A 24,011-nucleotide genomic window follows, 5' to 3' on the forward strand; every position below is an offset into this window, starting at 1 on the left:
CTTGAACCGCCTCTGGCACCCCTCCACGACGACCCTCGCCGCGTGGGCGTCCGACGTCTTTCGAAGGTGGCACGATGACCGTGACGAATCCGTCCCCGAGTCTGATCTCCACGCTGCCCGGGGAGCACTACACCGACCCTGAAATCTTCCGCCTGGAGCAGGAGCGGATTTTCGAGGCCATGTGGTTCTGTGTGGCCCGTGCGTCGGACCTGGCCGGACCGGGAAGTTTCCTAACGCGCCAGGTGGGGCGCGAGAGCGTGCTGATCTCCCGTGCCCGGGACGGCTCGGTCAAGGCGTTCTTGAACATTTGCCGGCACCGTGGCGCGAAGCTGTGCACCCAGGAATCGGGTGAGGTCAAGCGGGCCTTCCAGTGTCCGTACCACGCCTGGACGTACGGGCTGGACGGCAAGTTGGTCGCCGCTCCCAATCTGACGTCGATGCCGGATGTGGACCGGACCGAGTACGGGCTGATCAAGGTGCACGTCCGGGAGTGGCTCGGGTATGTGTGGGTCTGCCTGGCCGACGATCCGCCTTCGTTCGAGGACGAGGTGAGGGGCGCGGTGGCCCAGCGGCTGGGGAGCGCAGAGGCGATCGACAACTACGGGATCGACGGCCTGGAGGTGGGCCGGAGGATCACCTACGACGTCAAGGCCAACTGGAAGCTCATCATCGAGAACTTCATGGAGTGCTACCACTGCGCCACCATCCACCCCGAACTGACCGAGGTGCTCCCCGAGTTCGCCGACGGATTCGCCGCCCAGTACTACGTGGGACACGGTGCGGAATTCGGGGAGGACGTGGAGGGGTTCACCCTCGGCGGGGCCGAGGGCCTGGACCGGATTCCCGGGGTGGATGAGGAGCAGGACCGCCGCTATTACGCGATCACGGTCAGGCCGCAGGTGTTCGTCAATCTCGTCCCCGATCACGTGATCTTCCACCGGATGTTTCCGGTGGCCGCCGACCGGACCGTGGTGGAATGCGACTGGCTCTACCTCCCGCACGTCACGGCGAGCGGCAAGGACCTGGACCATTCGGTTGAGCTCTTCCACCGGGTGAATCAGCAGGACTTCGACGCCTGTGAGCGCACCCAGCCCGCGATGAGTTCCCGTGCCTATGCCCAGGGCGGTGTCCTGGTGCCCAGCGAGCACCACATCGGCGAGTTCCACACCTGGCTCCAGAAGCGGCTGACCGCGTAACGGCAGCCGCGTTCCGCATCCGGAGGCGGGGACGAGAAGGGGGAACCATGGCACGCAAGGCGCCGCGCGAGGAGCCCGGTGAGGACGCGCTGGAGGTGGGTGAGCCGAAACGCTGGGCCGCCGGACTGCCCGCCGTGACCCATGCACTGCGCATGGGATACGAGCAGATGGGTGCGCGGCGCACGGCGTTGACGCTGCTCAAGGTGAATCAGCAGGACGGCTTCGACTGCCCGGGCTGTGCCTGGCCGGAGGGCGAGCACCGCAGCCGGGCCGAGTTCTGCGAGAACGGCGCCAAGGCCGTCGCCGAAGAGGCCACCGTCCGGCGGGTGACGCCCGAGTTCTTCGCCGCGCACCCGGTGGACGAGCTCGCGCGTCGCAGCGACTACTGGCTGGGTCAGCAGGGCCGGCTCACCGAGCCGATGTACAAGGCGGCCGACTCAGAGCACTATGTGCCGGTAGGCTGGGAGGAGGCATTCACTATCGCAGCCCGTGAGCTCAACGCGCTGCGAAGCCCGGACGAGGCCGCCTTCTACACCTCAGGGCGTACCTCCAACGAGGCGGCGTACCTCTACCAGCTGCTCGTACGGAAATTCGGCACCAACAACCTGCCGGACTGCTCGAACATGTGCCACGAGTCGAGCGGCTCGGCCCTCACGGAGACGATCGGTGTGGGCAAGGGCAGCGTCCGCCTCGACGATCTGTACTGCGCCGACCTGATCTTCGTCGTGGGACAGAATCCCGGCACCAACCATCCGCGGATGCTCTCGGCGCTGGAGAAGGCCAAGCGGCGCGGTGCGCGCATCGTCGCGGTGAACCCACTGCCCGAGGCCGGGCTGCAGCGCTTCAAGAACCCACAGAACGCCCGTGGTATCGCAGGCGGCGGCACGCCCCTCACCGACCGATTCCTGCAGATACGGCTCGGCGGTGACCTGGCGCTCTTCCAGGCGCTGTCCCGGCTGCTGGTCGAGGCCGAGGACGCCGCGCCCGGCACGGTCCTCGACCACGACTTCATCACCGCGCACACCGACGGCTTCCAGGACTACGCCGCCCACCTGCGGGAAATCGACTGGGCCGACATCACCGAGGCGACCGGACTCGCGCGCGAGGCCATCGAGGCGACCGCGCGCGAGGTCGCCGCCGCCCGGTCGGTCGTGGTGTGCTGGGCCATGGGGCTCACCCAGCACAAGCACTCCGTGCCCACCATTCGCGAGGTCGTGAACTTCCTGCTGCTGCGCGGCAATCTCGGCCGCCCCGGAGCCGGCGTGTGCCCCGTGCGGGGCCACTCCAACGTCCAGGGCGACCGGACGATGGGGATTCACGAGAAGCCGGACCCGGAGTTCCTCGCCGCGCTGGGCAGGGAATTCGGGTTCGACCCGCCCCGCCACCACGGTTGTGACGCGGTGGAGGCGATCCGTGCGATGGCCGCGGGTGAGGTGAAGGTGTTCTTCGCCATGGGCGGGAACTTCGTATCAGCAGCGCCGGACACCGCCGCCACCGAGCGGGCCCTGCGCAGCTGCCGCCTCACCGTGCAGGTCTCCACCAAGCTCAACCGCTCCCACGCCGTCTGCGGCCGGGAAGCCCTCATTCTCCCCACCCTGGGCCGCACCGAGCGTGACCGGGGTCCGGGTGGCGAGAGGCGGTTCGTCACCGTCGAGGATTCGATGGGGATCGTGCACGCCTCACACGGAACGCTGCCACCCGCCTCGCCGCACCTGCTCGCTGAGCCGGTCATCGTCTGCCGGCTGGCACAGAGCCTCTTCGGCACCGGCAGCCGACGTACCGGCGGTCGACGTACCGACGGCCGGGGCGGCGGCGCGGACGGGCCCGTGCCCTGGGCCGGCTTCGAGGCCGACTACGACGCCGTCCGCGACAGCATCGCCCGGGTCGTGCCGGGTTTCGACGGCTTCAACACCCGGGTGCGGCAGCCCGGCGGCTTCACCCTGCCCCACGCACCCCGCGACGAGCGGCGCTTCCCCACCCGTACGGGCAAGGCCAATTTCACCGTGAACACCCTGGAGGTGCTGCGCGTCCCGCCCGGCCGCCTGCTGTTGCAGACGCTGCGCAGCCACGACCAGTACAACACCACGATCTACGGGCTCGACGACCGCTACCGCGGCATCCACCGCGGACGCAGAGTGGTCTTCGCGCACCCCGAGGACCTCGCCGAGCGCGGGATCACCGACGGCGATCTGGTGGACCTCGTCAGCGAGTGGACGGACGGCCTGGACCGGCGTGCCGACGCCTTCCGAGCCGTCGCCTACGACACCGCTCGCGGCTGCTGCGCGGCCTACTTTCCCGAGGCCAACGCACTGGTCCCCCTCGGCTCGGTGGCCGACACCTCCAACACACCGACCTCCAAGAGCATCGTGGTGCGCCTGGAGCGCCGTGGTCGCACTTCCCACGAGCCGGGGAAGGTCAGCCGGGGTAGCCCATCCGGTGGCTGATCTCCTCGGCGCCCTTGAGGAGGGCCGGGGCGACCTCGTGCATGCGCTCCTCGGTGAAGCGGTACGCGGGTCCCGACGCACTGATCGCGGCGATGACCTCGCCGTCCCGGGAGCGGATCGGGGCCGAGATGGCGTTCAGCCCGGTCTCGAACTCCTCCAGCGCCAGCGCGTACCCCTGCTCCCGCACCTGGGCGAGGCTCTTCTCCAGCTTCGTCTTGGCGGTGATGGTGTGGGGCGTCTGCCTCCGCAACCCGGAGGCGAGCAGCTCGGCGCGCTCTTTCGCCGTCAGGTGAGCCATCAGGACCTTGCCGCTGGAGGTGGCGTACGGCGGGGTGAGCCGTCCGACCCAGTTGTGTGCGCCGACTGCGCCGGGGCCGCGCACCTGGTAGAGGTTGACCGCGTAGTGCTCCTGCAGCACGCCGATGTTGACGGTCTCGCCGATCTCCTCGGCGAGGCGTTCGCAGACCGGTCTGCCCTGCTGGGTGATGTCGATGCGACCGGTGACCGCGCTGGCCAGGCGCACGATCCCGAAGTCGAGGCGGTACTTTCCGCGCTCGGCCGTCTGCTCGACCAGACCGCGCGCCTCCAGCGCCCCGAGCAGGCGGAAGGCGGTCGACTTGTGGACCTCGAGCTCGGTGGCGACCTCGCTGACGCCTGCCTCGCCACGCTCGGCGAGGATCTCCAGGACACTTACGGCACGGTCGACGGACTGCACTCCGCTGTTCACGGGGCCTGTTCCTTTGGGTGCCGCATGGTTGCTCATAGCGCAACTATACCCACTGGTAGCACTCGCCTGCGAGTAACGGCACCGGCGGCTGTGGCCCCGTGCGAGGCGGAGTCCTCGTCTCGTCAGCGAAGGTCGCTGCCTCCTGTCAGCCAGCGGAGGGGGACTGCTGCTCCTGTTCAGCCAGCGGAGGCGGGCTGCTGCTCCTGTCAGCGGAACACCACCGTGCGGTTGCCGTTGACCAGCACCCGGCTCTGGCTGTGCCACTCCACGGCGCGGGCGAGGACCTGCGCCTCGACGTCACGGCCGAGGGTGACCAGCTCGCCCGGGTCGTGGGAGTGGTTCACACGGACGACGTCCTGCTCGATGATCGGCCCCTCGTCGAGGTCGGGAGTGACGTAGTGGGCCGTGGCGCCCACGAGTTTGACGCCGCGCACATGTGCCTGGACGTACGGCCGTGCCCCCTTGAAGCTCGGCAGGAAGGAGTGGTGGATGTTGATGGCCCGGCCGTCGAGCTGCTTGCACAGGGAGTCCGAGAGGATCTGCATGTAGCGGGCGAGCACGACCAGGTCGATGCCGAGTTCGTCGACCAGTTCCAGCAGCCGCGCCTCGGCCTCGGCCTTGCTCTGCGGCGTCACGGGGATGTGGTGGAAGGGAATGCCGTAGTTCTGTGCCAGTGGCTCCAGGTCCCGGTGGTTGGAGACGATCGCCGGGATCTCGATGTTGAGCGCGCCTGTGGACTGGCGGAAGAGCATGTCGTTCAGGCAGTGGCCGAACTTCGACACCATGATGAGGGTGCGGGTCGGCGCCGAGGCGTCGTAGAGCTGCCAGGTGATCCGGTACGCCTCGGCAACCGGACCGAAGCCGGAGCGCAGATCCTCCAGCGACACCGCGGGCTGAGAGGTCTCGAAGTGCACCCGCATGAAGAAGCGGCCCTGCGTCCGGTCCTCGAACTGCTGGCTCTCCCGGATGTTGCCGTGGTGGCCGACGAGGAACGTGGTCACAGCGTGGACGAGACCCGCCTGGTCGGGGCACGAGAGCGTGAGGACGAACTCGCGGCCGGGCTGCGGTCGAGGAGACATTGAGATCCTCCATTGGTGCGCATTACGCAACGCGATGAGCAATGCGCAACATGGTTCAGGTCTGCGCCCGGCTGGTCAAGGGGGTGCGCCGCAATGGCTCCGCGTTCTGCGATCCCGCCCCCGGCGGCTCCTTCGTTCGGACTCATGGCGCGGGTGCCACAGTGGGGGCTTTTCTTTATGCGCAACGTGCTGCACGATACGCAACAACGCTGCGGCGCGGCCGAGCTGCCCGTCATGGACTGTCCCCGGGTTTCCCGTGACTGTCCGAGGGGCTGTTCCGGCTGTTGCCAGGGCTGCCCCGGTGGCCGCCGAGGCTTGCTCCGATGGCCGTTCAGAGTCCCCGAGGAAACCCCTTGACAGCGTTCAAAGAGGCCCGGCACCGTGAGTTGCATAATGCGAAGCGCGTTGCGTACACGGCAACTGGAGGTTGTGCCATGGCGGGACCACGCGTGGTCATCATCGGAGCGGGCGTCGTGGGAGCGGCACTGGCCGACGAGTTGTCCGTCCGGGGCTGGACCGAGGTCACGGTCGTCGATCAGGGCCCGCTGCCCGCCACCGGCGGCTCGACGTCCCACGCCCCAGGCCTGGTCTTCCAGACGAACCCCTCGAAGACCATGACGGAGCTGGCCCGCTACACCGTGGAGAAGTTCAGTGCCCTCGAAGTCGACGGGCAGCCCTGCTACCTCCAGGTCGGCGGCTTGGAGGTCGCCACCAGCCCCGAGCGGCTCGCCGAACTACAGCGCAGGCACGGCTGGTTGACCTCCTGGGGTGTCGAATCCCGGCTGATCGGCCCGGACGAGTGCGTGGAACTGCACCCGCTGGTGAACCGCGCACGGGTGCTCGGCGGCCTGCTCATCCCCACCGACGGCCTGGCCAAGGCCGTCCTCGCGGTCGAGGCCCAGCTCGAGGCCGCACAGGAGCGCGGCGTGCGGGCCCTCGCCCACCATGAAGTCCTTGACATCAGCACCGAGGACGGCCGCGTCAGCGCCGTCGTCACGGACCAGGGCGAGATCCCCGCGGACATCGTCGTGTGCTGCGCCGGAATCTGGGGCCCCAAGATCGCCCGTATGGTCGGGATGAACCTCCCGCTGACCCCGCTGGCACACCAGCTCGCCTGGACCGGCTCCGTGCCGGCCCTCGCCGGGCAGCGCGAGGAAGCCGTCCGCCCGATCCTGCGCCACCAGGACGCCGACCTCTACTACCGCGACCGCTTCGACCAGCTCGGCATCGGCTACTACGGTCACCGTCCCATGCCCGTCGACGCGGACGACATCCTCTCCGTCGACGCCGCCGAGCAGATGCCCTCCGTGCTCCGCTTCACCGAGGACGACTTCGCCGACGCCTGGACCGAGACCCAGGACCTGCTGCCCGCGACGAAGGACGCCAAGATCGAGGAGGGCATCAACGGGCTCTTCTCCTTCACCACCGACGGGCTTCCCCTGCTCGGCGAGTCACCCGACGTCAAGGGCTTCTGGGTCGCCGAAGCCGTATGGGTCACCCACTCGGCCGGCGTCGGCCGTGCCGTGGCCGAGTGGCTTGTCGACGGCCACTGCTCCTCCTTCGACCTGCACGAGTGCGACGTCAACCGCTTCGAGGCACACCAGCTCGCCCCGGAGTACGTCCTGGCGCGCGACTGCCAGAACTTCGTCGAGGTCTACGACATCCTCCACCCTCTCCAGCCGGCCGGTGCGCCCCGGCCGTTGCGGACCAGCCCCTTCCACCCCCGCCAGCAGGAGCTGGGCGGATACTTCCTGGAGGCGCACGGATGGGAGCGGCCCCAGTGGTACGCCGCCAACCAGCACCTGCTGGAAGGGCGGGACATCCCCACACCCAACGACTGGGCAGCCCGCTACTGGTCGCCCATCGTCGGTGCCGAGGCCCAGGCCACCCGCGAGTCCGTCGCCATGTACGACATGACGGCCCTCAAGCGGCTGGAGGTCACCGGGCCCGGCGCCGCCGCCTTCCTCCAGAGCATGACCACGGCCAACGTCGACAAGTCCGTCGGCTCGGTCACCTACACCCTCATGCTGGACCACGACGGCGGCATCCGCAGTGACATCACCGTCGCCCGCCTCGGCCGCGACCGCTTCCAGATCGGCGCCAACGGCAACCTGGACCTGGAGTGGCTCACCCGGCACCTGCCCGAGGAGGGCTCGGTCCAGGTCCGCGACATCACGGCCGGCACCTGCTGCGTCGGCCTGTGGGGACCCAAGGCGCGCGAGGTGCTCCAGCCGCTCGCCGACCAGGACTTCTCCAACAAGGGGCTGCGTTACTTCCGCGCCAAGCGTGCCCACATCGGCTCCGTGCCCGTCACCGCCATGCGGCTGAGCTACGTCGGGGAGCTGGGCTGGGAGCTGTACACCACAGCCGACATGGGGCTGAAGCTGTGGGACACGCTCTGGGAGGCGACCCGGCCCTACGACGGCATCGCGGCCGGCCGCGGTGCCTTCAACAGCCTGCGCCTGGAGAAGGGGTACCGGGCCTTCGGCACCGATATGACCTATGAGCACGACCCGTACGAGGCAGGCGTCGGCTTCGCGGTGAAGATGGACAAGGGCCACTTCATCGGCCGCCCCGCGCTGGAGCGGCGCGCGGCCGACGTACGCCGCCGTCTGACCTGCCTGACCATCGACGACCCGCAGGCCGTGGTGATGGGCAAGGAGCCCGTGTACGACGGCGACCGCCCCGTCGGCTACGTCACCAGCGCCGCCTTCGGCTACACGATCGGCAAGGGCATCGCCTACGCCTGGCTGCCCGCCGGACTCTCCACCGCGGGCCGCGCCCTGACCATCGGCTACTTCGACCAGCGCGTCCCCGCGGTCGTCGCCGAGGAGCCCCTGTTCGACCCGACCATGCAGCGCCTGCGGGGCTGACGAAAGGAAGCGCTGTGACCGCAACGACCCTGGACGGCCGACGCACCGCGGCTGCCATCCGCGCCGAGCTCACGGAGCGCGTCGCAGCGCTGGCCGAGCGCGGCGCCGCACCGGGCCTGGGCACCGTGCTCGTGGGCGACGACCCGGGCAGCCGGGCCTACGTCGCAGGCAAGCACCGCGACTGCGCCCAGGTCGGCATCGCCTCGATCCGGCGCGAACTCCCCGCCGACGCCACCCAGGCCCAGGTCGAAGCCGTTGTCGACGAGCTGAACGCCGACCCCGCCTGCACCGGCTACATCGTTCAGCTCCCCCTTCCGCGCGGGCTGGACGCCAACGCCGTACTGGAGCGGATGGACCCGGCCAAGGACGCCGACGGACTGCACCCTGCCAACCTCGGGCGGCTGGTGCTCGGCGTCGAGAGCCCGCTGCCCTGCACTCCGCGCGGAATCGTCGAACTGCTGCGCCGCTACGACGTACCGCTCGCCGGCGCCCGGGTCTGCGTGATCGGCCGCGGGGTGACGGTGGGACGGCCGATCGGCCTGCTGCTGACACGCAGATCGGAGAACGCGACCGTGACGCTGTGCCATACCGGCACCAAGGGCCTGTCCTGGCATGTCCGCGAGGCGGACGTCGTCGTCGCGGCGGCCGGATCGCCCGGGCTCATCACACCGCAGATGGTCCGGCCCGGCGCCGCCGTGCTCGATGTCGGTATCACACGTACCGAGGGCGGTCTGCTCGGCGACGTACACCCTGACGTTGCCAGGACCGCCGGCTGGCTGGCGCCGATGCCCGGCGGCGTGGGCCCCATGACCAGGGCCATGCTGCTGGCAAACGTAGTCGAGGCAGCCGAGGCAGCCGGAGCGGCCGAGGCAGCAAGGCCCCGGGCCGCCGAAGCCCCGCCGGGACCGGACCACCCGGCCCCCACCCCTCCCGCGCACCTGTCAGGAGAGCCGCGATGATCCCCCGCACCCCGGGCGCCGACCTCCCCGAGCACCCCGACTTCCTGTGGCGCACGCCCGAGCCCAAGCGCTCGTACGACGTCGTGATCGTCGGAGGAGGTGGGCACGGTCTGGCCACGGCGCACTACCTCGCCAAGAACCACGGCATCACCAACGTCGCCGTCCTGGAAAAGGGCTGGCTGGCTGGCGGCAACATGGCCCGCAACACCACGATCATCCGCTCCAACTACCTCTGGGACGAGAGCTCAGGGCTCTACGAGCACGCGCTCAAGCTGTGGGAAGGGCTCGAGGACGACCTCGGCTACCCCCTCCTGTTCTCCCAGCGTGGCGTGCTGAACCTCGCCCACAGCCTTCAGGACGTCCGCGACAGCGTGCGCCGCGTCGAGGCCAACAGGCTCAACGGCGTGGACGCCGAATGGCTCGACCCCCAGCAGGTCAAGGACGTCTGCCCGATCGTCAACGTCTCGCAGGACGTGCGCTACCCGGTCATGGGCGCCACGTACCAGCCGCGCGCCGGGATCGCCAAGCACGACTACGTCGCCTGGGGGCTGGCCCGCTCCGCTGACGCCGCCGGCATCGACCTCATCCAGAACTGCGAGGTCACCGGCATCGACGTCCAGGGCGGCCGGGTGGTCGGAGTGCGGACCAGCCGCGGCCGGATCGCGGCGGGCAAAGTGGCGCTCTGCGCGGCCGGCCACTCCTCCGTGCTCGCCGAGATGGCCGGGTTCGAGCTGCCCATTCAGAGCCATCCGCTGCAGGCCCTGGTCTCCGAGCTGCTCGAGCCCGTGCACCCGACCGTCGTGATGTCCAACGCCGTGCACGTGTACGTCAGCCAGGCCCACAAGGGCGAACTGGTCATGGGCGCGGGCATCGACTCCTACAACGCCTACACCCAGCGCGGCGCGTTCCACATCATCGAGCGCCAGATGGCCGCGGCACTGGAGCTCTTCCCCCTCTTCGCCCGCGCGCACGTCCTGCGGACGTGGGGCGGCGTTGTCGACGTCAGCCCCGACGCCTCCCCGGTCATCGGGCTCAGCCCCGTGGACGGCCTCTATGTGAACTGCGGCTGGGGCACCGGCGGCTTCAAGGCCACCCCGGGCGCCGGCTGGGTCTACGCGCACACCATCGCCCACGACGAGCCGCACCCGCTCAACGCACCCTTCTCGCTCGACCGTTTCACCACCGGCGCGCTCGTCGACGAGCACGGCGCGGCCGCGGTGGCCCACTAGGAGCCCGCTCATGCTGCTGATCCCATGCCCCTGGTGCGGTCCTCGTGACGAGGCCGAATTCCACTACGGCGGCCAGGCACACGTGCCGTATCCGGAAGACCCCGCGTCGCTCGACGACACCCAGTGGGCGCGCTACCTCTTCTTCCGTGCCAACCCCAAGGGGCCGCTCGCCGAACGGTGGTGCCACACCGACGGCTGCCGCCGCTGGTTCAACGCCGTCCGGAACACGGCGACCCACGACATCCTCGCCGTCTACAAGCCCGGCGAGCCGAGGCCGGTGATCGCATGACCGCACAGACCTTCCGGCTGCCACAGGGCGGCCGGATCTCCCGCGAGGAGCCGCTGACCTTCTCCTTCGACGGCCAGGAGTACACCGGCTTCCGCGGCGACACGCTCGCCTCGGCGCTGCTCGCCAACGGCGTCCACCAGATCGGCACCAGCGTCAAGCTCGGACGGGCTCGCGGTGTGTTCGCCGCGGGCAGCGAGGAGCCGAACGCCGTCGTACAGATCGAGAAGCCCTTCCCCGAGCCGATGCTCCAGGCGACGGCCGTCGAACTGTACGAGGGGCTCGCGGCGAGCAGCCTGCCGGGCCGGGGACGCCTCGCGCACGAACCCGACCCGGCCCGCTACGACGCCGTGCACACCCACTGCGACCTGCTGGTCGTCGGCGCCGGACCGGCCGGCCTCGCCGCCGCTGCGGCCGCAGCGCGTACCGGGGCCCGGGTGATCCTCGCCGACGAGCAGCCGGAACTCGGCGGCAGCCTGCTCGGCACCGGGACGCTGCTGGACTGGGCCGCCGACGTCGGTACCGAACTCGACGCAGCGCCGGAGGTGCGGGTGCTGCGCCGGACCACTGTCTTCGGCCACTACGACGACAACTACGTCCTCGCCGTCGAGCGCCGCACCAGCCACCTGGGCGAGAGCGCGCCCGCCCATCTCTCCCGCGAGCGCGTGTGGCGCATCCGGGCCCGCCGGGTCGTCCTGGCGACCGGGGCGCACGAGCGCTCCCTGGCCTTCGGGGACAACGACCGGCCCGGCGTGATGCTCGCCGGCGCCGCCCGTACCTATGTGAACCGCTACGGGGTCCTACCCGGCCGCCGCGCGGTCGTCTTCACCACGAACGACAGCGCCTACGCCGCCGCACTCGACCTGGCCGCGGCAGGCGTCGAGGTGGCGGCGGTCGTCGACACCCGGCCCGAGTCGGGTCAGGCGGCGCGGCTCGCGGCGCAGGCCGGGATCGAGGTGCTGCACGGCTGCGCCGTCACAGGCACCACCGGTGAGCCGCATGTGACGTCGGTGACCGCTGCCGCGCTCGGTGAGGAGCCCAGGGGCCGGGAGTTCGCCGCCGACCTCCTCCTCGTCTCCGGCGGATGGAACCCCGTCGTCCACCTCTTCAGCCAGGCCGGTGGGAAGCTGCGCCACGACGAGGCCCTCGGCTCGTTCGTCCCCGACACCTGCCGTCAGGCGGTCGAGGTCGCGGGCGCCGCCGGCGGGCCGGCGAGTCTGCCGGCCTGCCTGGCCGACGGCGCGTCCGCCGGGGCCCGCGCGGTCGAGGCGGAGGGTTTCGCGACCCCCGAACCGCTCCAGCTCCCGGCGGCGGCCGACTCGGCCACCGCGGAGCCTCCGTCTCCTGCGGCGCAGCTGTGGGTCGTCCCCGGTGCGGACCCTGACCGCAGCTTCGTCGATCTCCAGCGCGATGTGACGGTGGCCGACTTCGCGCGCGCGACGGGCGCGGGGCTGCGGTCGGTCGAGCACGTCAAGCGCTACACCACCGCGGGAACAGCCCACGATCAGGGGAAGACCTCCGGAGTGCTGGCCAGCGGCGTCGTCGCGCACCTCCTCGGCGTCGAGGTCGGTGAGCTGGGCACCACGACGTTCCGCTCGCCCTACGCGCCCGTCTCCTTCGCCGCGCTCGCCGGCCGCGACCGAGGTGCGCTGCACGACCCCGTCCGGGTCACAGCGCTGCACGACTGGCACATCGCACACGGTGCCGAGTTCGAGAACGTCGGCCAGTGGAAGCGCCCCTGGTACTACCCACGGCACGGCGAGGACATGACGGCGGCCGTGCTGCGCGAGTGCCGCGCGGCGCGCGAAGGCGTGGCCCTCATGGACGCCTCCACTCTCGGCAAGATCGAGGTGCGGGGGCCGGACGCCGGGGTCTTCCTCGACCGGCTCTACACCAACATGATGAGCAACCTGAAGGTCGGCAGGATCCGCTACGGCGTGATGTGCGGCGCCGACGGCATGGTCTTCGACGACGGCACGGTCATCCGCCTGGCCGAGGACCGCTACCTGACCACCACCACGACGGGCAACGCCGCCGCCGTACTCGAATGGATGGAGGAGTGGCTCCAGACGGAGTGGCCCGAGCTCAAGGTGCACTGCACCTCGGTCACCGAGCAGTGGGCCACCGTCGCGCTGGTCGGACCCCGCTCCCGCGACGTGCTCGGCTCCCTCGCCCCGCAACTCGCCGTGGACAACACCGACTTCCCGTTCATGACCTGGCGGGACACCGAGGTCGCGGGCATCCCCGCACGCGTCTGCCGGATCAGCTTCTCCGGTGAGCTGGCGTACGAGATCAACGTCCTGCCGTGGTACGCGACGGCGCTGTGGGAGGCCCTGTACGAGGCGGGCCGGCCGCAGGGCATCACCCCCTACGGCACCGAGACCATGCATGTGCTGCGCGCCGAGAAGGGCTACCCGATCGTCGGGCAGGACACCGACGGCACCGTCACCCCGCAGGACCTCGGTATGAGCTGGGTCGTCTCGAAGAAGAAGCGCGACTTCGTCGGCAAGCGCAGCCACGCCCGCGCCGACGCGAGCAGGCCGGACCGCAAACACCTGGTCGGGCTGCTCCCGGACGACCCGGGCACCCTGCTGCCCGAAGGCGCACACCTGGTCGCCGACGCGCCGCTCCCCGAGCCGCCCGTACCCATGCTCGGACACGTCACCTCCAGCTATCGCAGCGCTGCGCTCGGGCGGACCTTCGCGCTCGCCCTGGTCAAGGGCGGCCGGGAGCTCATCGGCGACCGGCTGTACGCACCCGTCGGCGGCGCGCTGGTTCCGGTGACGGTCACAAGTTCTGTTCTCTACGACCCCGAGGGGGCACGCCGCGATGGGTGACACCGCTGACCGCCGCAGCCCGCTGGCGCACGCCGCCGACCGGTTCGCGGCCGCCACCCGCGCGTCGGGCGGCGCGCTGCGGCTGGCTGAACTCCCCTTCCTGGCCCAGGTGAGTGTGCGCCTCGACCCCAAGGGCCCGGCCGCGGACGCCGTCGGCCTCGCGCTCGGCGTCACGCTGCCGTTGGAGCCGAACACCGTGGTGCACGGCGGCGGTCTCACGGCCGTGTGGCTGGGCCCCGACGAGTGGCTGGTCGTCGGCCCGCCCGGCAGCCAGGAGGGCCTCCAGGAGAAGATGCGCACCGCCATCGGCAGTGAGCACGCCTCCGTTGTCGATGTGTCGGCGCAGCGCACCACCCTGCTCGTCGCAGGGCGGCACGCTCGCGACCTGCTGGCGCACGGCTGCTCCCTCGACCTGCACCCACGGTCGCTGGGCGCCGGACGCTGTGCGCAGACCACCCTGGCCCGCGCACAGGTCGTCCTGGTCCCCCGGGACGCGTACAAGCCGGGCTTCTGGGTGCTGGTGCGCTCCTCTTTCGCGTCGTACCTGGCCGACTGGCTGCTCGACGCCGCGGCGGAGTACACAGCCCCGGAGGCCACCGCTTCCGCCCACGCCAGGTCCGAGTTCGCCATGCCCGAGTTCGCGGAGACGTCCTCTTGACGGCGACCGTCGGTCTTTCTGAACGTCCTTCACCTGATCACGACCTTCCCCCTGATCCCGGGGCGGGACCGTTCGAGCGGACCGGTTCCGAGCCCCGTCCAGCACACCCGCCGCAGGCGGCCCCCAGCGAGGAGCTCGACAGTGACACATGAGGTACGCGCCGTTGTCGCCCGGAAGAAGGGCGCTCCGGTTTCGGTGGAGACCATCCTGGTGCCCGACCCCGGTCCGGGCGAGGCGCTGGTGGAGGTGCAGGCGTGCGGCGTCTGCCACACCGACCTGCACTACCGGGAGGGCGGCATCAACGATGAGTTCCCCTTCCTGCTCGGCCATGAGGCCGCCGGGGTGGTGGAGGCGGTCGGCGAGGGGGTCACCAGCGTCGCACCCGGCGACTTCGTCGTCCTCAACTGGCGTGCTGTCTGCGGTCAGTGCCGCGCCTGCAGCCGCGGACGGCCGTGGTACTGCTTCGACACCCACAACGCCACCCAGCCCATGACCTTGGCCGACGGGACTCCGCTGTCCCCGGCCCTGGGAATCGGTGCCTTCGCCGAGAAGACCCTGGTCGCTGCCGGCCAGTGCACCAAGGTCGATCCGACCGCCTCCGCGGCCGCCGCCGGCCTGCTCGGCTGCGGTGTGATGGCGGGCTTCGGCGCCGCGGTCAACACCGGGGGAGTGGGCCGGGGCGACTCGATCGCGGTGATCGGCTGTGGAGGCGTCGGTATGGCCGCCATCGCCGGTGCCGAGGTGGCCGGAGTCTCGAAGATCATCGCCGTCGACGTCGACGAGCGGAAGCTGGAGTGGGCCGGGCAATTCGGCGCCACCGCCACCGTCAACTCCGCCAAGACCGATCCCGTCGAAGCCATCCGCGAACTGACGGGCGGCTTCGGTGCCGATGTCGTCGTGGACGCGGTGGGCAGCGCCGAGACCTACGAGCAGGCCTTCTACGCCCGCGACCTGGCCGGAACCGTGGTCCTGGTCGGCGTACCCACCCCCGAGCGCACCATCGAACTGCCGCTGCTGGACGTGTTCGGCCGCGGCGGCGCGCTGAAGTCCTCCTGGTACGGCGACTGTCTGCCGGCCCGCGACTTCCCCGCCCTCATCGACCTGTATCTGCAGGGCCGCTTCGACCTGGACGCCTTCGTCAGCGAGAAGATCGCCCTGGACGATGTGGAGAAGGCGTTCGACAAGATGCACCACGGCTCGGTCCTGCGCTCGGTGGTGGTCCTGTGAGCGCCCGTATCGAGCATGTCGTCACCAGCGGCACCTTCGAACTGGACGGCGGCAGCTGGGAGGTGGACAACAACGTGTGGCTGGTCGGCGACGACCGGGAGGTCCTGGTCATCGACGCGGCACACGACCACGCGGCGATCGCCGCAGCGGTCGGCCCCCGGCAGCTGGCCGGCATCGTGTGCACCCACGCCCACAACGACCACATCAACGCCGCCCCGGCGCTGGCGGCGCTGGGTGGCGGCGCGCCCATCATGCTGCACCCCGCCGATACGGTGCTGTGGAAGGCCACGCACCCCGGGATCGTCCCTGGGGTGTCGCTGGCGGACGGCGACGTGCTCACCGTCGCCGGTACCGACCTGCATGTGCTGCACACTCCGGGCCATGCTCCCGGCGCGGTGTGCCTGTACGCGCCACAGCTGGGAGCCCTCTTCTCCGGCGACACCCTCTTCCAGGGCGGCCCCGGCGCCACCGGCCGCTCCTACTCCGACTTTCCCACCATCATCGGCTCCATCCGCGATCGGCTGCTCACCCTCCCCGCCGACACCACGGTCCACACCGGTCACGGCGACAGCACCTCGATCGCGGACGAAGCGCCCCATCTGGAGACGTGGATCGCCCGGGGCCACTGACGGTCACTGACGTCACTTGAGCTACCTGAGCAACCCTCTGCTCTCCAGACCGCAGCCGTATCTCCCCGTCTCATTGTCATTGGAGCTCTCATAATGTGACCATGCGCACTTCCATACCGCGGCGATTCCCCGTACCGCCTTCCCGCCGCGCGTTCAACCGGTGGCGTACGGGGAATCGCCGCACGGTCCCGCGTCAGGGATCAGGGCGGCGTGAGCAACCTGAGGACGCACGGACGGCCCCTCGCCGCTCCACGGAGCGGCGAGGGTATTCGCTGCTGAGCGTGCGCACCGCCGCGGGACAGGTGTTCGCGCTGCAAGTCGTGCTCGTGGCGCTGCTCGCCTCCGCAGCGGTGATCGCTCTCGTCCTCCAGGCCCGGGGGGCGAGTCTGCAGGAGGCCCGCGACCGCTCGCTCGTCGGCGCACAGACCTTCGCACGGGCCCCGGGGACGCTGAAAGCCATGAAGTCCTCCGACCCCACCGCGCTGTTGCAGCCGCGTGCGGAGGAAGCCCGGAAGGCGTCCGGTGTCGACTACATCATCGCGTTCGACACGGAAGGCTTCCGTTGGACCCACCCCGACCCGGACCTGATCGGCAAGCACGTCGTCGGTTCCTACGCCGAGGCGCTCGGCGGCCACGTGCACCAGGAGACCTATGACACGCCGGGGGTCGGCCGTGCCGTGGACTCGATGGTTCCCGTCTTCGACGCCGACGGCTCGGTGGCCGGGCTGGTGTCCGTCGGGATCAAGGTCAAGAGCGTGAACGCGGCGGTGGTGGACCAACTGCCGATGATCTTCGGGGCCGCGGGCGGTGCGCTCCTTGTGGCCATGGCCGGATCGGCGCTGGTGAGCCGGCGGCTGCTGCACCAGACGCACGGGCTGGGCCCCGCGGAGATGACCCGGATGTACGAGCACCACGACGCGGTGCTGCACTCCGTGCGCGAGGGCGTGCTCATCATCGACGACGACGCCCGGCTGCTGCTGGCCAACGACGAGGCACGCCAGCTGCTCGAACTTCCCGAAGAGGCGGAGGGCCGGCCGATCACCGAACTGGGGCTGGCCCCGGGCACGGCCGATCTGCTGGGCTCCGGCCGGACGGCCGACGACGAGGTGCACCTGGCGGGGGACCGGCTGCTGGCCGTCAACATGCGGCCCGTGGACAGCTACGGCAAAGGGCCCGGCAGCGTGGCGACGCTGCGGGACTCCACCGAGTTGCGGACCCTGGCGGGCCGGGCCGAGGTGGCACGGGAACGTCTGCAACTGCTCTACGACGCCGGGGTGCGGATCGGCTCCACGCTGGACATGGTGCGCACCACCGAGGAACTGGCCGAGGTCGCGGTTCCCCAGTTCGCCGACTACGCCACGGTCGAGTTGCTGGACGCTGTCCAGCGGGGTGAGGAACCGGACGGCGCGAGCCTGACCATGCACCGCACCGCCCTGTGCGGCGTCAGGGACGACCATCCGCTGTACCGGGTGGGGGAGAGGATCACTTTCCTGCCGACGATGCCGCAGGCGCGGGGGCTGCGGGATGGTCGCGCGGTGCTGGTGCCCGAGCTGCGCGCCGCACCGGACTGGCAGGCCCTGGATCCCGAACGCGCGCAGCGCATAGTGGACTTCGGACTCCGCTCTCTGATCATCGTTCCCCTGCAGGCCCGCGGTGTGGTGCTGGGCATGGTCGGGTTCTACCGTTCGGAGAAGGAGCCCTTCACCGAGGACGACCTGTCGTTCGCCGAGGAGTTGGCCGCCCGGGCGGCGGTGTGCATCGACAACGCCCGCCGCTACACCCGGGAGCACGCCACGGCGGCCACTCTGCAGCGCAGTCTGCTGCCCCGTACGTTGCCCGAGCAGTCGGCGCTGGAGGTGGCCTACCGCTATCTGCCGGCTCAGGCCGGAGTGGGCGGCGACTGGTTCGACGTCATCCCCCTGCCGGGCGCCCGCGTCGCCCTGGTCGTCGGTGACGTCGTCGGGCACGGCCTGCACGCGGCCGTCACCATGGGACGGCTGCGTGTGGCCGTGCACAACTTCTGTGCCCTGGACCTGTCCCCCGACGAACTCCTGAGACACCTGGACGAACTGGTCGCCCGTATCGACCAGGGCGAGCCCGGCGACGGTGAAGGCGAAGGCATGCTGGGCGCCACCTGCCTGTTCGCGATCTACGATCCGTCCTCGGGTTCCTGTTCCATCGCCCGGGCCGGCCACCCGGGCCCCGCGCTCGTCCACCCCGACGGCACCGTCTCCTTCCCCGACGTCCCTGTCTCACCGCCGCTGGGGCTCGGTGCGGGACTGCCGGTCGAGACCGCTGAGCTGCACCTGCCCGAGGGAACCCGGCTGGCTCTGTACACGGACGGGCTCGTCGAGGACCGCCGCCGCGATCTGGACGCCGGCTTCGCACTCCTGGGAGAAGCGCTGGCACACTCCGGTCAGGACCCGGAGCAGACCTGTCAGGCGGTACTCGACGCGATGCTGCCCGCACGCCCCGGCGACGACATAGCCCTCCTGGTGGCCCGGACCCGGCTGCTGGACCCGGACCAGGTCGCCGAGTGGGAGGTGCCCGCCGACCCCGCCGCCGTCTCCCGCATCCGCGCAGCCTGCGCGAGCCGGCTGGAGGCCTGGGGCCTGGACGAGGTCGCCTTCTCGACCGAACTCATCCTCAGCGAACTGGTCACCAACGCCATCCGCTACGGAACCGAGCCCATCCGGCTCCGCCTGCTGCACGACCGCTCCAGCCTGATCTGCGAGGTCGCCGACGGCAGCAGCACCTCCCCGCACCTGCGCCGGGCCAAGACCACCGACGAGGGCGGTCGCGGCCTGTTCCTCGTCGCCCGGTTCGCGCAGCGCTGGGGCACCCGGTACACCCCGCACGGCAAGGTCATCTGGACCGAGCAGTCCCTGCACGACGCCGCAGCCGCATCCGGCGGACCGACCGGCGATGAGCTGCTGGACCAGTGGGCCGACCTGGAGCTGTGAGCGCGGGCTCTCGCTTCCTCAGCGAGGGCGACAACGAGGCATTTTCGGCACGTCCCGGAGGTGCGGGCCCCGGTGCCGACGGAGGGTACGGCCATGGCTCGGGCGTGCCTGTGAGCCGGGGCGTTGTCGCGCGCCTCGTCCTTGGCGACAAGCCGTCGCAGCCTGCTCCGGTTTCCTCTTGACAAGTCGCCGGGGCGACCGAAAGCATGTTGCGTATAGCGAACCGCGTTGTGCTATTCGAGACACCTGGCAACGCCACAACGTTCCATCTCTTCCTCCGTCCCAAGGCTGGGCGTGGCTGCATGCCGAGGGCTGCCCATCCCTGTCGGCCCCCCGTACCCTGGAGGTTCCTCATGATCACGGTGTGCCGGATCGAAGACCTGCCACCCGGCGAATCCATCCGTGTGACCGACGGCGTCGCCGCCCCCGTCGCGGTGTTCCACACCGAGGACGGCGAGTTCTACGCCATCGACGACACCTGCACCCACCAGGACGCCTCGCTGTCCGACGGCTGGCTGGAGGGCTGCTTCGTCGAGTGCCCCCTGCACACGGCCTTCTTCGACCTGCGGGACGGTCGCCCGACCTGCCCGCCGGCGAAGTACCCGGTGCGCACCCACCAGGTTTCGGTGCAGGACGGCCACGTCCTGCTCAGCGTCGCCGTCGCGGAGCCGGCATGAGGAGCATCACCGTCGTCGGGGCCTCGCTGGCCGGTCTGTACACCGCACGCGCTCTGCGTACCCAGGGGTTCGACGGACGGCTGGTGATCGTCGGCGACGAGAACCACCAGCCCTACGACCGCCCCCCGCTGTCCAAGGACTTCCTCACCGGCGCCGCCGACCAGGGGCAACTCGCCCTCACCGACACGGACGAGACCGCCGAGCTCTACGCCGAGTGGTACCTGGGCACCAGCGCCACCGGGCTGGACACCGCCGGCGGTGCGGTGCTGCTGGACGGCGACAGGTCGCTGGACGCCGACGCCGTGGTCATCGCAACCGGTGCCTCCCCCCGGCTCCTTCCCGGTCAGGCACCCGTCGAGCCCGCCGAGCCCGCCGACCCTGCCGTAACCGGGGTGCACACCCTGCGCACCCTCGACGACGCCCAGGCGCTCCGCGACGATCTGGCCCGCGGCCCGGCCCAGGTCGTGGTCATCGGCGGCGGCTTCATCGGCTCCGAGGTCGCCTCCTCCTGCTCGGTGCTCGGCCATGACGTGACCGTGGTCGAGGCCGCCCCGCTTCCCCTCGTACCCCAGCTCGGGGAGGAGATGGCCCGGGTGTGTGCCGGTCTGCACGCGGACCACGGCGTCACGCTGGTCACCGGTACGGGCGTCGCCGGGCTGCAGCGCGGCGGCAGGGAGGGCCGCGTCACGGGAGTGGAGTTGAGCGACGGGCGGCTGCTGCCCGCCGATGTGGTCGTGGTCGGGATCGGCGTACGGCCCAACACCGGCTGGCTGGAGGGCTCAGGGGTGCCGCTGGACGACGGCGTGCTGTGCGACGCGGGCTGTGTCACCGCGCTGCCGAACGTCGTAGCGGTAGGGGACGTCGCCCGGGTGGACGGCAGCCGTTCCGAGCACTGGACCAGCGCCACGGAACAGGCCACCGTCGCCGCGCAGAACATCCTCGCCGGCAGTACGGTCGCCCTTCACCGGAGTCTGCCGTACTTCTGGTCCGACCAGTACGGGGTGCGCATCCAGTTCGCCGGCCGGCGGCTGCCCACCGACACTCCGCGGATCGTCGAAGGCTCCGCCGACGACCGCAGCTTCCTCGCCTGCTACGAGCGTGACGGGGAGGCCACCGCCGTCATCGCCGTCAACCGACCCCGCCCCTTCATGCGGAAGCGCCGCGAACTCATGCGCGCCATGCAGCCGGTCACCACCTGAGCCGGGCCCGGCCGCCACCGTCGGCCTTCACACGACGCAGGGCCTTCGTACGCCGCAGGGCCTTCGTGCGACGCAGGCCCTCGCACGGCCGCGGGCCGGGCCCGGATCGCCGCCGCGTCCCGGCGGCCGACAGCACCCTCGCCGGGATCACATCGACCGCCGTCAGGAAGGCTCCGCCATGTCGCCTCTCAACAGCTCCCTCCACGAACTCGACCCGGACATCGCCGCCGCCGTCGACGCCGAACTCCACCGCCAGCAGCACACCCTGGAGATGATCGCCTCCGAGAACTTCGCCCCGGTCGCGGTGATGGAGGCCCAGGGCTCGGTCCTCACCAACAAATACGCCGAGGGCTACCCGGGCCGCCGCTACTACGGCGGCTGCGAACACGTCGATGTCGTCGAGCAGATCGCCATCGACCGGGTCAAGGCCCTCTTCGGCGCCGAGGCCGCCAACGTCCAGCCGCACTCCGGCGCCCAGGCCAACGCCGCGGCCATGTTCGCCCTCCTCAAGCCGGGCGACACCATTCTCGGGCTCGATCTCGCCCACGGCGGGCACCTGACACACGGAATGAAGATCAACTTCTCCGGCAAGCTCTACGACGTGGCCGCCTACCACGTCGACACCCAGGCGGGGCGGGTGGACATGGCCGAGGTCGAGCGCCTCGCCAAGGAGCACAAGCCCAAACTGATCCTGGCCGGCTGGTCCGCCTACCCCCGACAGCTGGACTTCGCCGCCTTCCGCCGCATCGCCGACGAGGTCGGTGCTTATCTCATGGTCGACATGGCCCACTTCGCGGGCCTGGTCGCAGCCGGTCTGCACCCGTCGCCCGTCCCGCACGCGCACATCGTGACCACGACCACCCACAAGACCCTGGGCGGCCCGCGCGGCGGCGTCATCCTCTGCACCCAGGAGATCGCCAAGAAGATCAACTCCGCGGTCTTCCCGGGCCAGCAGGGCGGCCCTCTGGAGCATGTGATCGCCGCCAAGGCGGTTGCCTTCAAGGTCGCCGCGAGCGACGGCTTCAAGGAGCGCCAGCAACGCACCCTGGACGGCGCCGAGATCCTCGCCGACCGGCTGCACAGGCCCGACGTCCAGCAGCACGGTGTCTCCGTCCTCTCCGGCGGTACCGACGTCCACCTGGTCCTCGTCGACCTCCGCAACTCCGAACTCGACGGCCGCCAGGCCGAGGACCGCCTCCACTCGGTCGGTATCACCGTCAACCGCAACGCCATCCCCGACGACCCGCGTCCGCCGATGGTCACCTCCGGCCTGCGCATCGGCACCCCCGCACTGGCCACCCGCGGCTTCACAGCCGAGGACTTCCACGAGGTCGCCGACATCATCGCCGGAGCCCTCAAGCCAGGCTTCGACGCCACAGTGCTCACCGCGAGGGCCACGGCGCTCGCCGACAAGCACCCGCTCTACCCCGGCCTCGGCCGGTAACCGGCACCACTCCCACGGGGCGTGTCCGCGGCAGGCGCGATACGCCCCCTCAACCCACGGAGCACGGCGTGGCAATCAGCGTCTTCGACCTGTTCTCCATCGGCATCGGCCCGTCCAGCTCGCACACGGTCGGCCCCATGCGGGCCGCCCGGACGTTCGCCGTACGGCTGAAGCAGGACGGCCTCCTCGCCCAGACGGCATCCGTGCGGGCCGAACTGTTCGGCTCCCTCGGCGCCACCGGGCACGGCCACGGCACGCCCAAGGCCGTGCTGCTCGGGCTGGAGGGCAACGAGCCGCATTCGGTCGACATCGGCCGCGCCGAGCTGGATGTCGAACGCATCCGTACCACCGGGCGCCTGCGCCTCCTCGGTACGGAGATCGGCCCGTCCTGCGAGATCGACTTCGACGCCGACACCCAGCTGATACTGCACCGGCGCCGCTCGCTGCCGTACCACGCCAACGGCATGACTCTCTTCGCCTACGACACCCACGGCGCGCCGCTGTTGGAGAAGACCTACTACTCGGTGGGCGGCGGCTTCGTCGTCGACGAGGACGCGGTCGGCGCCGACCGTGTCACGCCGGACGACACCGCTCTGAAGCACCCTTTTCACACCGGCGACGGACTCCTTCGTCTCGCCCGCGAGACCGGCCTGTCCATCTCAGCCGTCATGCTGGAGAACGAGAAGGCATGGCGCACCGGGGAGGAGATCCGTGCCGGCTTGCTGGAGATCTGGCGGGTCATGGAGGAGTGCGTCGCACAGGGCCTGTCCAATGAGGGCATTCTGCCGGGCGGGCTGAAGGTCCGCCGCCGGGCGGCTGCCTCGGCCCGGCAGTTGCGCGCCGAGGGCGATCCGGGCGGGCGCGCCATGGAGTGGGTCACCCTCTATGCGATGGCCGTCAACGAGGAGAACGCGGCCGGCGGCCGGCTGGTGACCGCGCCGACCAACGGCGCGGCCGGCATCATCCCCGCGGTTCTGCACTACTACAAGAACTTCGTGCCCGGCGCCGACGAGGAGGGCGTCGTCCGCTTCCTGCTCGCCGCGGGCGCGATCGGCATGCTCTTCAAGGAGAACGCCTCGATCTCCGGTGCCGAGGTCGGCTGCCAGGGCGAGGTCGGTTCCGCCTGTTCCATGGCCGCGGGCGGCCTCGCCGAAGTCCTCGGTGGCTCTCCCGAGCAGGTGGAGAACGCCGCTGAGATCGGTATGGAGCACAATCTGGGGCTGACCTGCGACCCGGTCGGCGGCCTGGTCCAGGTGCCGTGCATCGAGCGGAACGGGATGGCGGCGGTCAAAGCCGTCACCGCCGCCAGGATGGCGCTGCGCGGTGACGGCCGCCACCATGTCTCCCTCGACAAGGTCATCAAGACGATGAAGGAAACCGGCGCCGATATGAGCGTCAAGTACAAGGAGACGGCGCGCGGCGGGCTCGCGGTCAACATCATCGAGTGCTGAGTCCGTGTCAGGTGGTCTCCCTTCCGGAGCACCCGCGCATGGAGACCTGCACGCCGACACACATGCGGTGGTCAAGTTCCGGCGACCGGTTTCAGTACATTGAGACGCCAGAGCGTGCGACTGCCAGGCGTGT

General features: G+C 70.5%; 15 protein-coding genes and 1 pseudogene. 14 read left to right on the plus strand and 2 right to left on the minus strand.

From position 1 onward, the window contains the following. Positions 1-74 precede the first annotated feature (74 nt). Together HC362_RS32790 and HC362_RS32795 are read left to right on the plus strand one after the other, a co-directional pair. On the plus strand, positions 75-1,196 hold the full coding sequence (locus tag HC362_RS32790; RefSeq protein ID WP_243087978.1) for an aromatic ring-hydroxylating dioxygenase subunit alpha: 1,122 nt from the start codon (positions 75-77) through the stop codon (positions 1,194-1,196). A 47-nt stretch (positions 1,197-1,243) separates the two neighbouring features. After that, positions 1,244-3,640, plus strand: coding sequence for an FdhF/YdeP family oxidoreductase (locus HC362_RS32795; protein ID WP_243087979.1), 2,397 nt, complete (start codon positions 1,244-1,246; stop codon positions 3,638-3,640). Here HC362_RS32795 and HC362_RS32800 read toward each other — a convergent pair. Then, complete coding sequence (locus tag HC362_RS32800) at positions 3,612-4,355, minus strand: IclR family transcriptional regulator (protein ID WP_243088919.1); 744 nt, start codon at positions 4,353-4,355, stop codon at positions 3,612-3,614. The genes HC362_RS32795 and HC362_RS32800 overlap by 29 nt on opposite strands. A 218-nt stretch (positions 4,356-4,573) precedes the next feature. Further along, positions 4,574-5,446: a formyltetrahydrofolate deformylase gene (gene purU / locus HC362_RS32805; protein ID WP_243087980.1), complete on the minus strand. Its 873-nt coding sequence runs from the start codon at positions 5,444-5,446 to the stop codon at positions 4,574-4,576. A 434-nt stretch (positions 5,447-5,880) separates the two neighbouring features. Between purU and HC362_RS32810 the strand changes: the two genes are divergently transcribed. The 12 genes and pseudogenes from HC362_RS32810 to HC362_RS32865 all read left to right on the plus strand — a co-directional run bounded on the left by HC362_RS32810 (position 5,881) and on the right by HC362_RS32865 (position 23,878). Continuing rightward, the gene (locus HC362_RS32810) at positions 5,881-8,319 is read left to right on the plus strand and encodes an FAD-dependent oxidoreductase (RefSeq protein WP_243087981.1); all 2,439 of its coding nucleotides are present in this window, start codon (positions 5,881-5,883) and stop codon (positions 8,317-8,319) included. Positions 8,320-8,333: 14 nt separating this feature from the next. Further along, positions 8,334-9,278: a bifunctional methylenetetrahydrofolate dehydrogenase/methenyltetrahydrofolate cyclohydrolase gene (locus tag HC362_RS32815; protein WP_243087982.1), complete on the plus strand. Its 945-nt coding sequence runs from the start codon at positions 8,334-8,336 to the stop codon at positions 9,276-9,278. Beyond that, positions 9,275-10,507: a sarcosine oxidase subunit beta family protein gene (locus HC362_RS32820; protein ID WP_243087983.1), complete on the plus strand. Its 1,233-nt coding sequence runs from the start codon at positions 9,275-9,277 to the stop codon at positions 10,505-10,507. Before HC362_RS32815 ends, HC362_RS32820 begins: the two co-directional genes overlap by 4 nt. Before the next feature lie 10 nt (positions 10,508-10,517). Then, positions 10,518-13,630: pseudogene (locus tag HC362_RS32825) on the plus strand (sarcosine oxidase subunit delta family protein). Next, positions 13,623-14,288, plus strand: a complete 666-nt coding sequence (locus HC362_RS32830) for a sarcosine oxidase subunit gamma family protein (protein WP_243087984.1) — start codon at positions 13,623-13,625, stop codon at positions 14,286-14,288. The pseudogene HC362_RS32825 and the gene HC362_RS32830 overlap by 8 nt, the downstream one beginning before the upstream one ends. Before the next feature lie 141 nt (positions 14,289-14,429). Further along, the gene (locus HC362_RS32835; protein WP_243087985.1) at positions 14,430-15,515 is read left to right on the plus strand and encodes an S-(hydroxymethyl)mycothiol dehydrogenase; all 1,086 of its coding nucleotides are present in this window, start codon (positions 14,430-14,432) and stop codon (positions 15,513-15,515) included. Next, positions 15,512-16,144 (plus strand): MBL fold metallo-hydrolase, encoded by a 633-nt coding sequence (locus HC362_RS32840; protein WP_243087986.1) that lies wholly within the window; start codon positions 15,512-15,514, stop codon positions 16,142-16,144. Before HC362_RS32835 ends, HC362_RS32840 begins: the two co-directional genes overlap by 4 nt. A gap of 272 nt (positions 16,145-16,416) precedes the next feature. Next, positions 16,417-19,107 (plus strand): SpoIIE family protein phosphatase/ATP-binding protein, encoded by a 2,691-nt coding sequence (locus HC362_RS32845; protein WP_243088920.1) that lies wholly within the window; start codon positions 16,417-16,419, stop codon positions 19,105-19,107. A gap of 353 nt (positions 19,108-19,460) precedes the next feature. Continuing rightward, positions 19,461-19,784: a bifunctional 3-phenylpropionate/cinnamic acid dioxygenase ferredoxin subunit gene (locus HC362_RS32850; protein WP_243087987.1), complete on the plus strand. Its 324-nt coding sequence runs from the start codon at positions 19,461-19,463 to the stop codon at positions 19,782-19,784. Further along, entirely contained in the window at positions 19,781-20,983 is a 1,203-nt protein-coding gene (locus tag HC362_RS32855) for an FAD-dependent oxidoreductase (RefSeq protein WP_243087988.1), read from the plus strand. Before HC362_RS32850 ends, HC362_RS32855 begins: the two co-directional genes overlap by 4 nt. A gap of 178 nt (positions 20,984-21,161) precedes the next feature. Further along, a complete protein-coding gene (glyA, locus tag HC362_RS32860) occupies positions 21,162-22,427 on the plus strand; it encodes a serine hydroxymethyltransferase (protein ID WP_243087989.1) in 1,266 nt (421 codons plus the stop codon). 68 nt (positions 22,428-22,495) lie between these two features. After that, positions 22,496-23,878, plus strand: a complete 1,383-nt coding sequence (locus HC362_RS32865; RefSeq protein WP_243087990.1) for an L-serine ammonia-lyase — start codon at positions 22,496-22,498, stop codon at positions 23,876-23,878. The last annotated feature ends 133 nt before the right edge of the window (positions 23,879-24,011 follow it).

Origin of the sequence: Streptomyces sp. 891-h (assembly GCF_022760275.1) — a bacterium.
In the GTDB taxonomy this organism is placed as follows: Bacteria; Actinomycetota; Actinomycetes; order Streptomycetales; family Streptomycetaceae; genus Streptomyces; species Streptomyces spirodelae.

Coding starts and splice junctions, on each gene's coding strand:
- glyA (WP_243087989.1), top strand. CDS start 21,162: ATGTCGCCTCTCAACAGCTCCCTCCACGAACTCGACCCGGACATCGCC.
- HC362_RS32790 (WP_243087978.1), top strand. CDS start 75: ATGACCGTGACGAATCCGTCCCCGAGTCTGATCTCCACGCTGCCCGGG.
- HC362_RS32855 (WP_243087988.1), top strand. CDS start 19,781: ATGAGGAGCATCACCGTCGTCGGGGCCTCGCTGGCCGGTCTGTACACC.
- HC362_RS32820 (WP_243087983.1), top strand. CDS start 9,275: ATGATCCCCCGCACCCCGGGCGCCGACCTCCCCGAGCACCCCGACTTC.
- purU (WP_243087980.1), bottom strand. CDS start 5,446: ATGTCTCCTCGACCGCAGCCCGGCCGCGAGTTCGTCCTCACGCTCTCG.
- HC362_RS32830 (WP_243087984.1), top strand. CDS start 13,623: ATGGGTGACACCGCTGACCGCCGCAGCCCGCTGGCGCACGCCGCCGAC.
- HC362_RS32810 (WP_243087981.1), top strand. CDS start 5,881: ATGGCGGGACCACGCGTGGTCATCATCGGAGCGGGCGTCGTGGGAGCG.
- HC362_RS32850 (WP_243087987.1), top strand. CDS start 19,461: ATGATCACGGTGTGCCGGATCGAAGACCTGCCACCCGGCGAATCCATC.
- HC362_RS32795 (WP_243087979.1), top strand. CDS start 1,244: ATGGCACGCAAGGCGCCGCGCGAGGAGCCCGGTGAGGACGCGCTGGAG.